This window comes from Brucella rhizosphaerae (assembly GCF_002252475.1).
Classification (GTDB): Bacteria; Pseudomonadota; Alphaproteobacteria; order Rhizobiales; family Rhizobiaceae; genus Brucella; species Brucella rhizosphaerae.
The window spans coordinates 25,602-38,693 of sequence record NZ_NNRK01000020.1; the positions used below are offsets into that span (position 1 = coordinate 25,602).

The following is a 13,092-nucleotide window of genomic DNA, read 5'->3' on the forward strand; positions in this document are numbered from 1 at the left end:
CTGCTGAACAAACGTGTTGACTTCGTCCATAATTCCAGTAATCTGGATATATGGAACAGGAACAGGCAATTCTCGCTCTTGCAGCGCTCGCGCAACCAACCCGTCTTGAGACTTTTCGGTTGCTCATAAAACACGCGCCGGAGGGGCTGCCGGCTGGCGACATAGCGCGTGCGCTCGTGGTGCCACAAAACACTATGTCGGCGCATTTGAACATTCTGTCGCGGGCAGGGCTCGTGTCCTCGCAACGGCACAGCAGAATCATCATGTATCGCGCCGAGATTGAACAGCTTCGTGAAATGACGCTGTTTCTCCTGAAAGATTGCTGCGGTGGATCGGCGGAACTGTGCGCCCCACTCATCGCTGAACTTACCCCGTGCTGTATACCTGCTCCGCAGGAAAGTCCGGCATGAGCGCGCTCACGGTAGAACGATTGAGCGGGAGTGACCTCGATCTCAAAAAAGCACTCTCGGGCGCCGATCTTCCGACGAATGACGTCGAGGACGAGGGGCGGACCTTCTTCAGGATTGTGGACGACAACGACAGGACTGTCGCCTTCGCAGGTCTTGAAGCATGCGGGGGTGATCAGCTTCTGAGATCAGTGGTCGTTCTTCCGGATCAAAGAGGGAAAGGTGTCGGCCATGCAGCCGTCTCGGCGGTTCTGGCGCATGTCAAGCCAGGCCGCGCTGTTTACCTTGCGACAACGAACGCATCGCCGTTTTTCGAGCGCCTCGGGTTCATCGAAGTTCAGCGGGAAAATCTGCCAGCTGGGGTGCTCGAAACCCAGCAGCTTTCTTCTCTCTGCCCATCATCGGCGACCATCATGAAGCTTACCCGACCCCCAACCTAACTACGGATCACAGATATGACCGAAAAGACCTATAACGTGCTCTTCCTGTGCACGGGCAATTCCGCACGTTCCATTCTTGCCGAAGCCATCCTCAACAAGGACGGTGACGGTCGTTTCAAGGCTTATTCGGCTGGAAGTCAGCCCAAGGGCGAAGTCAATCCGCACGCGCTCAAAGAACTCGCAGCGCTTGGGTATGCTTCAACAGGCTTCTCGTCAAAGAGCTGGGACGTGTTCGCTGAACCGGGTGCGCCACAGATGGATTTCATCTTTACCGTTTGTGACAGTGCAGCGGGTGAAGCCTGCCCGGTATGGATCGGTCACCCGATGACAGCCCATTGGGGTGTCGAGGATCCGGCAGTCGTGACCGGAACCGAAGTAGAGGTCCAGCGGGCATTCGCGCAGGCCGCGCGGTTCCTGAAGAACCGTATCAACGCATTCCTCAGCCTCCCACTCGCGTCGATCGATCGTATGGCGCTGCAAACACGGCTGCGGCAGATTGGCAGGATGGAGGGGGCCACCGGTGTTCAAGAGGTAACTAATTAATACCAGATGACGGATGCGACCGAGTAAAGAAACGGGCGACATTATCTCGTCGGCGCCTCGGTCTCCGTACTCTTTCTCCAGTCAAGCGAAACGGTGTAAGTTGAATGAACAAATGGGACGTTATCATCTACCACAACCCGGAATGCGGGACCTCACGCAACACACTCGCGATGATCCGCAACGCCCGCATCGAACCCCATGTGGTCGAGTATCTCAAAACCCCGCCATCGCGCGCTTTGCTGGAGCAGCTGATCGACAGGATGGGACTTTCCCCGCGCGACCTCCTTCGCGAAAAGGGAACACCGTTCTCCGACCTCGGTCTGGGCGACACATCTTTGTCCGATGAGCAACTGGTCGATGCAATGATGGAACATCCCATCCTCATCAACCGCCCAATCGTCGTCACGCCGATGGGTGTCAAGCTGTGCCGACCATCGGAAGTGGTGCTGGATATCCTTCCATCCGATCAGCAGGCGGCGTTTACCAAGGAAGATGGTGAAGTTGTGATCGACCAGACCGGTCGTCGCGTGGTCTAACGCAAGACATTGAAGCCGAGCTCGTGTAGCCGCAGTGTTAATGGCAAGGCTGCGGACGATGATTATCTGCTAAGGAGAACGCCAATGCGTCCCGAAGAACCAACACTACGCCTGTCGTTCCTCGACCGCTACCTGACTGTCTGGATTTTTGCCGCCATGGCATTGGGGGTGCTGCTCGGTACTGTCTTTACCGGCCTGCCTGCAGCGCTCGACAGCCTGTCCGTTGGCACGACCAATGTTCCGATTGCCATCGGCCTGATTCTGATGATGTACCCGCCACTGGCTAAAGTTCGCTTCGAGGAATTGCCGCAGGTCTTCGCCGACAAGCGGGTGCTGGGGATTTCGCTCCTGCAAAACTGGATCATCGGTCCGGTGTTGATGTTTGCGCTGGCGGTCATTTTTCTGCGGGATTATCCTGAATATATGACGGGCCTGATCCTGATCGGCCTTGCCCGCTGCATCGCCATGGTTCTGGTCTGGAACCAGCTTGCAAAAGGTGACAACCAATATGTTGCTGGTCTTGTAGCCTTCAACTCCATCTTCCAGATTCTGTTCTTTAGCGTCTATGCCTGGTTTTTCCTCAGCGTCCTGCCGCCGCTGTTTGGATTGGAAGGCAGCGTCATCGATGTTTCTTTCTGGACGATTGCGGAAGCCGTTTTTATCTATCTCGGCATCCCGTTTCTTGCGGGCTATCTGTCGCGCCGTATTCTGACCGCGACCAAGGGACGTGACTGGTATGAGACTGTCTTTCTGCCGAAAATCAGCCCGATCACGCTTGCCGCACTGCTGTTCACCATTGTCGCCATGTTCAGCCTCAAGGGCGGGGATGTCTTGCGCCTGCCGGGTGATGTGGTGATGATCGCCATTCCGCTGACGATCTACTTCCTCATCATGTTCCTTGTCAGCTTCTGGATGGCGAAGTCTGTTGGAACTGACTATCCTCGCACCACGGCGGTGGCCTTTACAGCGGCTGGTAACAACTTCGAGCTTGCCATTGCGGTTGCCATTGCCGCCTTCGGGTTGGCATCTCCGGTAGCATTTGCCGCGGTGATTGGCCCCCTGGTCGAAGTTCCGGTGCTGATTTTGCTAGTGCAGATGGCACTCTGGATGGGCCGCAAGTATTTTACCAAGTCGGCCGGAAACCCGGCTGCGTAAAAAGTAAGGAAGCGCAATGTCTTCGGACATTTTCGATGTCGTCGTGATCGGTGCGGGCCAGGCTGGCCTCGCATCGGCTTACTATCTGCGGCGTGCCGGCGTCAGCTTCGTGATCCTTGATGCTGAAGAAGGGCCCGGTGGTGCATGGCGACATGCCTGGAAGTCTTTGCATCTGTTTTCACCGGCATCCTTCAGTTCGCTTCCGGGATGGATGATGCCGGCGAAGACCGAGGCGACCTATCCCGCCAGAGGTGAAGTGCTGGATTACCTAGCCCGATATGAGGAGCGCTATCAGTTCCCGATTGAGCGACCGGTTGTGGTCCAGTCCGTCAGAAACGTCGATGGCGGGCTTGAGGTGATAGGTGAAGACAAAACTTGGCACGCCCGTAGCGTTTTGAGCGCCACCGGCACATGGGGCCATCCGTTCGTTCCCGGTTATCCGGGGCGCGAGATATTTCAAGGTCGCCAGCTTCACTCAGCCCATTATGTGGATGCTGACGCCTTTGCCGGCCAGCGGGTCGCCATTGTGGGCGGGGGCAATTCCGGGGCACAGATATTGGCAGAAGTATCAAAAGTCGCTGAAACCATCTGGGTCACGCCTCAAGCGCCGGTTTTCCTTCCCGATGATGTCGACGGACACGTGCTATTCCAGCGCGCCACCGCACGGGTGCTTGGCGGGGCGAGTGGCCCAGAAATTGGCAGCCTTGGCGACATTGTCATGGTTCCCCCGGTAAAGGACGCACGGGATCGCGGCGTGCTGGGTTCCGTGCGGCCGTTCTCACGCTTTGATCGGGATGGCGTCGTCTGGCAGGACGGGACCAGAAGCGATATTGACGCCGTCATATGGTGCACCGGATTTCGCCCATCGCTGGATCATCTCCAGGATCTCGGCGTCATTACAGGGGACGGCAGGGTTGATGTGGATGAGGGGCGCTCGATCAAGCAGCCACGCCTTTGGCTTACCGGTTATGGGAACTGGACTGGGGCCGCCTCGGCGACGCTTCTGGGTTCAGGCCGGACGGCCCGCGAGTTGATCCCGAGACTTGTCGCGGCGCTGTAAGCGCGCAATTCCAAGGAAGGCGACAACTGCACAGGCGCCAAGCGCCGTTGTAATGATGAGCGACCACATTGTGCCGATATGGGCGATGGCAAACGCTAGCGCAAAGGGTGCGGTGGCTGACAGTATCAACCGTGCCGCCATGACCTTGCCTTGAAGCCTGCCATAGCCATCGCTACCAAACAGCATCAGCGGTAAAGTACCGGTGACGATGCTGAAAAGACCGCTGCCCAAACCAAAGACAACTGCAAAAGCCATGGCTCCTGCTACCGACGGAGCGCTGAGGATCAGGATTAGTATGCCGCCCGGGATCAATGTGGCGGCAATCGTTGCCAAAGCCAGCGGCGGCAGGTTGCCGCCAAGCACCATATTGGTGAACCGGCTCAGTACCTGCGACGGACCAAACAGCGTGCCGACAATGGCGGCGGTGGCTCCAAGCCCAAGGCCCGACAACAGCGGCACCATATGCACCAGGATCGCCGCACTGACGAGAGATTGCAGCGAGAATCCCACCACCATCAACTTGAAACCGAACTGCCGGACATCCGGGCTCAGACTTCCCTCGACGATCTGCGCCGTGCCGTTTTGTGCCTCTGCTTTACCCTTGGCAAGTCCATAAGACAGCCAGGCGTGGAGCGGCAGGCAGACGAGCAAATTGAGTCCGGCAAACACCAGGTAGACGTTCTGCCACGACAAGTTGGCGTGCAATGCTGTGGTGAAAGGCCAGAAGATTGTCGAGGCGAAGCCGGCAATCAAGGTCAGGTAGGTGATGCAGCGCTGGGCGGTGCGGGGGCTTGCCTGTACCAGCAGCGCAAAGGCGGCCCCATATTGAACCAGATTGGCGGCGATCTCGATCACGATCAGGGCGGCGACAAAGCCGGTCTTACCCGGCGCATAGGCACAGGCGATCAAGGCTACCGCAGCAATTGCGGAGCCGGTCGTCATCACCCGTCCTGCGCCAAAATGGTCGATGGCCCGGCCGAGCCAAGGCGCACTCAAGCCGCCTAAAAGAAGCGCCACGGAGAGTGCGGCGAAAATCCACTCTGTCGACCAGTTCAGATCTCGCGCCATATCAGGCGCAAGGATGCTGAAGCTGTAATAAAGGGTTCCATAGCCGATGATCTGGGTGAGGCCCAGGGCAAGGATAGTGCCGACCGGCGGGCGCTCGCTCATATCGACTTCAGAGCCACGCGCTGTTCAAGCTTTGCGGCCTCTTCCTTCCGTTCGCTGTAACGGTCTGTCAGGTAGTCGGAGGCATCGCGGGTCAGCAGTGTGAATTTGACCAGTTCCTCGCAGACATCGACGACGCGATCATAATAGGCCGAGGGCTTCATGCGGCCATCGGCGTCGAATTCCTGCCATGCCTTGGCGACGGACGACTGGTTCGGAATCGTGATCATCCGCATCCAGCGACCGAGAATGCGCAGTTGATTGACAGCATTGAACGACTGCGAGCCGCCGGAGACCTGCATGACGGCCAACGTTTTGCCCTGCGTAGGTCGCACGGAACCGGTCGTGAGGGGAATCCAGTCAATCTGCGCCTTCATGATGCCGGTCATCGCACCGTGCCGCTCGGGGCTGACCCAGACATGGCCTTCCGACCAGAGAGAAAGGTCGCGTAATTCCTGAACCTTGGGATTGATGTCTGGCGCTCCATCAGGAAGAGGAAGCCCTTCGGGATTGAATATCCGAACCTCGCATCCGAGGTGCGCGAGAAGCCGTGCAGCTTCTTCCGCCAGAAGGCGACTGAAGGAAATCTTCCGCAGCGATCCATAAAGGATCAGGATCCGCGGCTTGTGCTGCGAATAAGCCGGGCGAAGCGCATCAAGGTCGGGCTGGCGAATGAGATCATCTGAGGCGGCTGGCAGATCGGCCATTGGGGCTACTCCGTATTGTAGGATTAAGACATTTGCGTTCCGAGGCTGTTAAGGATCTGACACGGCCAGTTCGGAAGGTGCGCAACCGGCGTCAGATTGACCAGAACAACAGTTCTCCATCAGGAAACGGACCAAGCCGTTGAGCGTCTCGAAATTCGCGCTGTAGACGATGGAGCGTGATTCTCGCTGAGCACTAATCAGGCCAGCATGTTCCAGTTCTTTGAGATGAAAGGAAATGTTGGAAGGCGAAACGTTCACAGTTTCCGCAATCGTACCCGCCGCCAATCCGCTCGGGCCGGCGATGACCAGCTTACGAATGACCTGTAGTCTTGTTTGCTGTGAGAGCGCGCCAAATGCATCCAGGACTTGCCGCTCGTTCATAATATCAATCCTCGTTGAATGCTTGGAGGTGCCGAGAGATACAAGGCGTCAGCGCCTGCCCGAGCGCTTCAAGCCACAAGTTAGTTTGACGTTTCTATGAATATTGAAATTATGGAATGTTTTTGGTCACGTCAAGACATCTTGTTATTGCTATCTCGATCTTTGTTGTCACCCCATTTTGAGCTATCGAAGCTCGTTGGCGCATCTAGGCACTTAGTTGTATGCACTCAAGCTTATTCAAGTGGAATATACGCCAGCTTGTTACGGCCCAACAGTTCCATAAGCATGGATACGCCGGACGGCATAGTTTTAGCAAGTTAAAGTTGCGACGTCCCCAGCAAAATAGAGATGCGACAGGTGCTGACGTTCAGCCCCTATTCCGAGAGGCTGGTCGGGGTTGCAAACGAGGAATGGGGGCGGGTGAATATCCACCTCTTCGGCTTTAGCTTTCTCAGTAGCAATTGTTCTGTCAACAGTTGATACTCGGCTCACCTGCATCGGGCAGGACAGGGATCCAAGTCGTACAATGCTACCAAAAATCTGCCTGCAAGGTGATGTCGATATCGCTGCACTCTCACCGCTGCTTCGCGGCATGCTGCTTGCAGTCGTCTATGCTCAGCGCGAGGGTGGCATCGGATTAACAGCAACTGGCGCAATGAACCGTAAATTCGTACACTGGGCTGCTGAGAACTTCCTCTGGCCAAGATTCACGGCCGAAGACCTCTACAGCATGCACAAGGTGCTCAATGAAAACGACATGCCACCACTTTGTGTTGTGCACGACCTGACCCGTTATCTGAAGCTTCTTCGCCGCAGGAAAAATGTACTGCTGCCAACCAAACGTGGCCTGGAGTTTCTGGTCAATCCACACGCTTTCTTCGATCTGATCGCCACCGATTATCTCTATTCGTATATTCATGCCACCGAACGTAAAGAGGCGATCCAGGCACGATTGCGTTGGTGGCGTATGTATCTCAATCTGCTCAATATCAAGACCAGAGAAGGGTGTAAGGCGATGGACATTGTAAAGATACTCTATCCGGATATCGCTCATCTGTCCGACACTGAAATAACCGTCGATGCGTGGGACCTGAAATTCGAGCTTCAGTACGGTGTCCTGCGACGCTTATGCTGGCTCGGCCTGCTTTTTGAGGCAAGAGAAGGGCTCAGCTTGCTTGACGACGGAACCTTCCACAAAACACCGCTCTGGACAGCTTGCCTGCAATTGGAGTCGGATACGCAAAGCGATATCGGCGTCCATTGACGCCCTTTATTCCGGCGCCGGCTGTCTCAATAAAGCTTGTTCTCGCCGGGCAATGACGGCAGGGTCGCTCATGTAAGCTGTTCGCGATTTACGCTCTCGCTTCTGATAGCCGTTCCCGACACTGCCGTCAGGTATACCAAACATATGGTTGGCCTGACCTGTACGACGCGGACCGCTTTTGCTGCGTTGCTGCTCCCGTCCCGACTGCATCTCAGCGACGATCGACAACATGTCATCCAGTCGCTTGTTCTCGACAACAGGCGAGCGATGAATGGAACGAAGCTTGTCGAATGTTGTATAGGGCAGGGTGTCCGTGCCATGCATGATCTCCAGACGTCCGTCGGGATAGTCGCAGACAACGACCTTCTGACGCGCAAGCCGCTTTGCAACTTCGGTCGGCTCCAGGATAAACAGAACCTTGTCATAACGAAGTGTCAGTGTTTGTGACAGCGTTCGCACTTCCTTCCGGCACAGCGCACCATCAATGTTCTCAGGCGCGGCCAGTGGTCGATGCATGTCCTTGGGATTGCGTGGCTCCTTGCCAAAACGGGCATTGAAATCTGCAATATATTCCGGCGCATATGCATTAGCTGCTTCGATCGTATCGATACCGCGCAGCCGCAATTCCTTGACCAGACGATCCTGCAAAGTCCTGTTTGCCCGCTCAACACGGCCTTTGGCCTGTGGAGTATTGGCACAGATAATGTCGATGTTGAGCTCATAAAGTGCCCGACCAAACTGTGTCAGGCCGCTTGTTCGGTCTTGCTTCGACGGATGAAGCGAACGAAAAACGCCATGTTTGTCGCTATAGAAAGCTAGTGGTTTGCCCCATTGCTGGAGATATGCCTTCGTCGCATGAAAATAATCAAACGTGTTCTCTGAGCCCGCAAAGCGCAAATGCAGGAGCTTGCCAGTGGCATCGTCGATATAAACGAGGAGGGCGCATTTGGGACCCCGCTCCTCGAACCACCAATGATGCGAACCGTCGATCTGTATCAGTTCACCAAAGCAATCACGCCGGCCGCGCGGTTGATGCAGTTGCCGCTTGCGTTCGCGACGCGATGTCCACAATCCCGCTGCTGTCATCCATTGCCGCAGCGTCTCCTTGCTGACTGAAAGCTGATGGCGTTCAATCAGCTTCTCACAGGCCAGTGTCGGCCCAAAGTCCCGATAATACGTCCGTACAATATCCAGAACATCATTCCGGAAATCCTCGCCATAACGGCGATTGCTCGGGCGACCGCGCTTGCCCGAAACAAGGCCCGTTGCACCAAGCCGATCAAATGCTTGTAACATCCGATGAACCTGGCTGCGACTGAGGCCAAGCAGCGCCGCTGCCTCCACCACACGAAGCTGATTATCTCTGATTTGCTGAACGGTCTTCAGCCGGTTGAGTTCTTTCTGCGACATCGTGATCAAACAAGACATGACGGCTCCCATCCGCTGTTTGCTGCTGAAAGCCCAGTCTTCCTTTCCGCGTTCGATTTGAAAAGGGCAAGAGATGCAAAAAATGTCGCATCTCTAAATTGCCCATGTGTCGCATCTGTATATTGCCGTGTGAGGTCATGCTGAAGCGCGACTTTTCGGTTTGAATTTACGCAAAACGATGTCTGTTTGCGAAGAGTTTCTGCCGAAAGACTTCTGCAGGTGTTTTGTACCCTAAACATTTGCGCGGTGTATTATTGAGGCGATGACAAATGAATGCGAGATCTCGATCACTGAGGGTAAGCGGGTCAAGGTCTCGGGGAAGCCAGCGTCTTGTGCGTCTGTTGGTGTTTTCAACGGTGCCTTTTTGCCAGGGTGATTGCGGATCGCAGAACCAGATTTGCGACCCTATCCCATTCTGCAGATAGGACCACTCTGTAAACTCGGTACCACGATCAAACGTAATCGATCGGCGGGCCATTTGGGGCAGGGGCTGGAGTGCTCTAATCACACCTTCCATCAACGGCTTTGATTGACGATCATTATTGCGCAACAAAACCGTGAAGCGGCTCACCCGCTCGACCAGAGACGTTACATTGGCGTTGCCAAACCTCTTGCGAAACTGGATAGTGTCGCCCTCCCAATGACCGAACTGCTTGCGCCTGGCAACCATGTCCGGACGATAAAGGATGCTTAGTTCTGGGGGAAAGCGGCGTCCATGATGACGCCGGGCATGACGTGGGCGTCGTTTGGCGCGACGTTCCGGCAGATATTTCCAAAGCTCTTCTTTGCGACCATCAGCGGAATACACAAACTGATAAATCGTTTCATGACTGACAGAGATTGGATGGCGTTCCAACCGCATTCTCCCGGCAATCTGTTGCGGCGACCATCCATCGTTGATGTGATCGATCACGGACTGCCGGAGCTCATTATAACGGATGAGTTTGCGTTGCTTCGAACGCCGTTCGCGGGATTTCTGGTCAGCAATCGTGCAGTAATAGCCGTTTAAATCTTTGATCTCATCATCGTTAAACTGGTTACGTTTGAGTTCACGAAAAATGGTCGATCGGTGCCTTCCAAGCTTCTCAGCAATAACGTCGACGGAAAGCTTTGCAGTGCGCCAGCGCGCTATTCTGCGGCGTTCATCCAAATCAATATGCGAATAGGTGCGGTCCATGACGAGTTCCTTGCATTGGATAACCCATTGTTATCATTTGCAAGTCGCACTTCAAACTAGAACCCACCCCCGTTATAACCCACCATCGCGTAATACCAATTATGGAACATTCTCTCGCAACGATGTTGAAGCAACAAATCGCTTCAAATTGGCTCCAGCCCTAAAAATGTACGGCGGAATGGCAAGTGAATAGTGACCACAGTTTAATTGCTGAACATTCGGATTTACGCCAGCATTATTCAGACTTTCCAACAGAGCAATTGACAATTCTGGCAATACAACCTTGTCTCTTTTTGCCAAAACAATCTGTATATCCAAATCTGGACGGGCGAGACTGTAGGCGTAATTTCCCAGATCGAGCGGTGCCCAAGCCCTGTGTAGATGAGAAAGGTCTATCGTGGGCTCAAAGCTCTCGCGTATGGCGCGCGTTGCGCGCCCGGTCCAGACCATCTCGGCCAGACTTCCGGCTGTGAGAAACAGCGAAGCTTTCTTAACATTGGTATCATGAGCCGCGACCAGTCCTGCAACCCATGAACCGAGGCTCATTCCAAGTACGGAAATTTCTCGATAGCCTTGGCTTTTGAGCCAGCGAATGAGCTTTTGTCCATCCCACACGGCCTGCCGTAGCGATTGGATCGTTCGGCCGAGATTTGCGCTAAGCATATAATCAGCGTAGTCGGACCCCGGACGGCTTCGTTCAAAATGATAAGGCATTGCGATCTCGACAACCGTAATGCCTCTTTTCGAGAAATATCGTGCGATCTGACTATTACGGGAACGTGCGTTCCAATGATGAAATATCACCAGTGCCTTGTCCCGTGACCCGCTATCCGTGATCTTAGCCCAGACCTGGTTGTTTTCCTCAACGTCTGTCGAAATTTCAGATGGAAATTTGAGGTAGTCCCCTGCCCGCTCAAAATCTCTATCGCTACCGAGTGGCGCTCTGAAGTACGATGGCGTGGCAGCTGCCTGCACCCCGAGCTGGCAGAATTCATCGATAGTGGAAACCTTTGGGGCGCCCGGAAACGCACGTTCTGCATCGAGAATGACGGCTGTTACTTTTTTAGCATCTTCTCCGCGTCGTGCCCGTTTCTCATCCCATTGATCAAGCCAACTATGAAACACTTTGATTACTCACCTCACTCGCGCGCCGGGACCCAAGGGCCGGATCAAATAAGCCATAAATAGCGATTAGGAGCCCGACAAACATCAAGACTGTAAAGCCAGAAAACGTGTCGATTGACAGATAGCTTGCAAATAGAAGCATCACAACGGCGGTCATTTTCCACAAGGTGACTTTAAAATGATTTCCTGCTCCAGTGCGGGTCACTCCATAAAGGAAAACAAAACAGGTCGATATTGCGATTAGCAGACTGCTGTAGTGTGTGGGCATTCGATAGCTGATACGGCTGTGCGCCGTCGCTTGATCGTACAAGATAGATGAAAGGTCGTTGATCACCCAGGCTACAATGCTCGCGCCGTTAGAGGCTAAATACGAGCTTTGTAGCTTCATCACGGTAGCGATCAAAATGCCTAAAACCGTGCAGCGAAAAACCCCCTGCATAACCCAGATTGCGGTCTCGCTTCTAAAGCCCGTACCTGCGTTCGTCTGCGCTGTTGGTCCTTCGCGTAACTTTCGAAGGTCATTGATGACCGAGTAAAGCAGTATGAGGCCGGCGAAGAAGAGATAAAATGAAAAACTCATATAAAGATAGGCAAATGCCGTAAAACCGATCGCAACAGGTATCGTCACGATTTCGGGCCGGACTATCGCGATTGTGCCCCAATCGGTTGCGTAATTTCCTCCTCCACTTATGAGAGGGACCAGACAAACGCCGATCCACTGGAACACACCAGCAAAAAGCAAACAGATTAGGAAGACCGCCCAAAACGAACCCGATGAGGCGTCGATAATATCACGCCATGCCCGGTCGCTGTACTCGGGTGTGCCATCGAAATGCCGACGACGTTCCTCCTGCTTCCACGAATGCACCAGTTCGGAAACGAAGGCCAGGAAGACCGGAAGAAACACCATGAACACGAGGGTCCAGTTCGCCGCCCAAAGGAATCCGACCTGCTTGATCACGCCATCTGATCGGGTGAATGTTACGTTGTGAATGCCAATGATGTACGAAAGGAACCCGAGAGCCGACATTCCAGCAAAAACCGAGGCAGACAGATTCAGTGGAGACCCCTCACCGAAAAGCTTCTCTGACCATCTAGTCAGATTCCATCGCTTACCATCGTTATCGTTTGCGGAGTCCGATGTTGCAAGGCGGGTTTCAAGTTGGGCTGGCACCGACGGTTCGGCTGTTTCAGTCTTCTTCTGCTCACGTCTTTTAGCGACAAGTCGAGAGTGTGCAGCGCTGAGTTCCATACTCCATTCGCTTGTAGCAACCGTATCACCACAACTTAAAACTCTTGCCAACAACCCGATGTTGGTCGTGCTTATGCCTTTTTCATTCTCCTGAAACCAGAGCTGAACCGTTCGAAGATCGACGCCAATCCGCTTAGGATCTACATGCGTTATGGCCTCCGCCAGAAGCTCTGGCGTCCATGGACCTGCCGTATGACCGTCGGATCGTAGCGGGCGACCAGCACCGGCGGCGACAATGAGCTTGAACAATTCTTTGAAGTCGCTCCCATCCCTCGGTGGCGGGAGAAAAAACTTTCCATTCTTTGTCAATAGCTTAGCGGCTCAGATTTCGTTTCGTTTCGCAGTGTTTCTTATCCTATCGTGTGGGATGCCTTAATCAACATTTTTATCACTTGGATTTTGGGATGACTGTTTCATCAGAAAATTGGTGTATGGAGACGAGAAACTGTG

At 54.3% G+C, this 13,092-nt stretch carries 14 protein-coding genes; 7 read left to right on the forward strand and 7 right to left on the reverse strand.

What is annotated here, in order from left to right:
- The first annotated feature begins 50 nt into the window (after nucleotides 1–50).
- From CEV32_RS04565 to CEV32_RS04590, 6 genes are all read left to right on the forward strand, one after another.
- The gene (locus tag CEV32_RS04565; protein WP_094574608.1) at nucleotides 51–410 is read left to right on the forward strand and encodes an ArsR/SmtB family transcription factor; all 360 of its coding nucleotides are present in this window, start codon (nucleotides 51–53) and stop codon (nucleotides 408–410) included.
- Nucleotides 407–847, forward strand: a complete 441-nt coding sequence (gene arsN2 / locus CEV32_RS04570) for an arsenic resistance N-acetyltransferase ArsN2 (protein WP_094574610.1) — start codon at nucleotides 407–409, stop codon at nucleotides 845–847. The genes CEV32_RS04565 and arsN2 overlap by 4 nt, the downstream gene beginning before the upstream one ends.
- Nucleotides 848–862: 15 nt before the next feature.
- On the forward strand, nucleotides 863–1,390 hold the full coding sequence (locus tag CEV32_RS04575; protein ID WP_094574612.1) for an arsenate reductase ArsC: 528 nt from the start codon (nucleotides 863–865) through the stop codon (nucleotides 1,388–1,390).
- Between the two features lie 104 nt (nucleotides 1,391–1,494).
- On the forward strand, nucleotides 1,495–1,926 hold the full coding sequence (gene arsC, locus CEV32_RS04580) for an arsenate reductase (glutaredoxin) (RefSeq protein ID WP_094574614.1): 432 nt from the start codon (nucleotides 1,495–1,497) through the stop codon (nucleotides 1,924–1,926).
- Nucleotides 1,927–2,010: 84 nt separating this feature from the next.
- A complete protein-coding gene (arsB, locus tag CEV32_RS04585) occupies nucleotides 2,011–3,081 on the forward strand; it encodes an ACR3 family arsenite efflux transporter (protein ID WP_094574616.1) in 1,071 nt (356 codons plus the stop codon).
- A gap of 16 nt (nucleotides 3,082–3,097) precedes the next feature.
- Nucleotides 3,098–4,141: an ArsO family NAD(P)H-dependent flavin-containing monooxygenase gene (locus tag CEV32_RS04590; RefSeq protein ID WP_094574618.1), complete on the forward strand. Its 1,044-nt coding sequence runs from the start codon at nucleotides 3,098–3,100 to the stop codon at nucleotides 4,139–4,141.
- On the opposite strand, the gene arsK is transcribed toward CEV32_RS04590, so the two are convergent.
- The 3 genes from arsK to CEV32_RS04605 are packed head-to-tail and all read right to left on the reverse strand — an operon-like array spanning nucleotide 4,091 to nucleotide 6,396.
- Nucleotides 4,091–5,311, reverse strand: coding sequence for an arsenite efflux MFS transporter ArsK (arsK, locus tag CEV32_RS04595; RefSeq protein WP_094574620.1), 1,221 nt, complete (start codon nucleotides 5,309–5,311; stop codon nucleotides 4,091–4,093). The genes CEV32_RS04590 and arsK overlap by 51 nt on opposite strands.
- Nucleotides 5,308–6,015: an arsenical resistance protein ArsH gene (arsH, locus tag CEV32_RS04600; protein ID WP_094574622.1), complete on the reverse strand. Its 708-nt coding sequence runs from the start codon at nucleotides 6,013–6,015 to the stop codon at nucleotides 5,308–5,310. Before arsH ends, arsK begins: the two co-directional genes overlap by 4 nt.
- Nucleotides 6,016–6,063: 48 nt before the next feature.
- A complete protein-coding gene (locus CEV32_RS04605) occupies nucleotides 6,064–6,396 on the reverse strand; it encodes an ArsR/SmtB family transcription factor (protein ID WP_094574624.1) in 333 nt (110 codons plus the stop codon).
- A gap of 526 nt (nucleotides 6,397–6,922) precedes the next feature.
- Here CEV32_RS04605 and CEV32_RS04610 point away from each other — a divergent pair.
- Nucleotides 6,923–7,660, forward strand: coding sequence for a hypothetical protein (locus CEV32_RS04610; protein ID WP_094574626.1), 738 nt, complete (start codon nucleotides 6,923–6,925; stop codon nucleotides 7,658–7,660).
- Nucleotides 7,661–7,666: 6 nt separating this feature from the next.
- Here the strand turns inward: CEV32_RS04610 and CEV32_RS04615 are convergent, their stop codons facing one another.
- The 4 genes from CEV32_RS04615 to CEV32_RS04630 form a co-directional block, all read right to left on the reverse strand.
- Complete coding sequence (locus tag CEV32_RS04615) at nucleotides 7,667–9,088, reverse strand: ISNCY family transposase (protein WP_094574843.1); 1,422 nt, start codon at nucleotides 9,086–9,088, stop codon at nucleotides 7,667–7,669.
- Nucleotides 9,089–9,254: 166 nt separating this feature from the next.
- On the reverse strand, nucleotides 9,255–10,265 hold the full coding sequence (locus CEV32_RS04620; RefSeq protein WP_094574628.1) for an IS30 family transposase: 1,011 nt from the start codon (nucleotides 10,263–10,265) through the stop codon (nucleotides 9,255–9,257).
- 99 nt (nucleotides 10,266–10,364) lie between these two features.
- The gene (locus CEV32_RS04625; protein WP_094574630.1) at nucleotides 10,365–11,390 is read right to left on the reverse strand and encodes an RcgR family putative quorum lactone hydrolase; all 1,026 of its coding nucleotides are present in this window, start codon (nucleotides 11,388–11,390) and stop codon (nucleotides 10,365–10,367) included.
- Nucleotides 11,380–12,951, reverse strand: a complete 1,572-nt coding sequence (locus CEV32_RS04630) for an RcgA family putative transporter (protein ID WP_094574632.1) — start codon at nucleotides 12,949–12,951, stop codon at nucleotides 11,380–11,382. The genes CEV32_RS04625 and CEV32_RS04630 overlap by 11 nt, the downstream gene beginning before the upstream one ends.
- Between the last annotated feature and the right edge of the window lie 141 nt (nucleotides 12,952–13,092).